The sequence below is a fragment of the Falsirhodobacter sp. alg1 genome (assembly GCF_000739715.2).
GTDB lineage: Bacteria > Pseudomonadota > Alphaproteobacteria > Rhodobacterales > Rhodobacteraceae > Falsirhodobacter.
Window position 1 is genome coordinate 1 of the sequence record NZ_BBJC02000131.1, and the last position, 494, is coordinate 494.

A 494-nucleotide genomic window follows, 5' to 3' on the forward strand; every position below is an offset into this window, starting at 1 on the left:
GTCCAGTCAATCCGGGCTTCGGACTTGTCGATCTTGGCGGCATAGGTCACATCCGCGTCGGATTGGGTGACGGGCGTCTGCGGGGCTGCGATGGCCTGCCCGATCATGCGCGCCCCCATGGCGGCCAGCCTGTCATGCAGATCGGCAGTCGTATCCGTAGGGCCGATCGGCAGCGCCTCCCGCAGGATAACGGGTCCGGTGTCCAGCCCCGCCTCCATTTGCATGATGCAAATGCCTGTTTCCGCATCCCCCGCCAGAATTGCACGATGGATCGGCGCAGCCCCGCGCCAGCGCGGCAACAAAGAGCCCCATTCCCACAGCCGGTATCCATCATCATCGCGGCGTGCCTCGGTCCGCCAGCCATTGACAGGCGCAAGGTGGTTGCGCCCGATCAACCCGCAGAAATATCCGGCTGCCGCCAGTCTTTCCGACAAGAGCCTTTCGCGCAGGGGNCAAAAAGGTCTCGTTCGTCCACAGGCCATGGGCCTGTGGCC

The 494-nt window shown here is 64.5% G+C and carries 1 protein-coding gene; it reads right to left on the reverse strand.

Annotation, left to right across the window (positions count from 1 at the left end; genetic code table 11):
- On the reverse strand, positions 1-434 hold a 434-nt coding region (locus TR36_RS15365; protein WP_275477453.1), incomplete at its 3' end, for a methionyl-tRNA formyltransferase.
- Positions 435-494 lie beyond the last annotated feature (60 nt).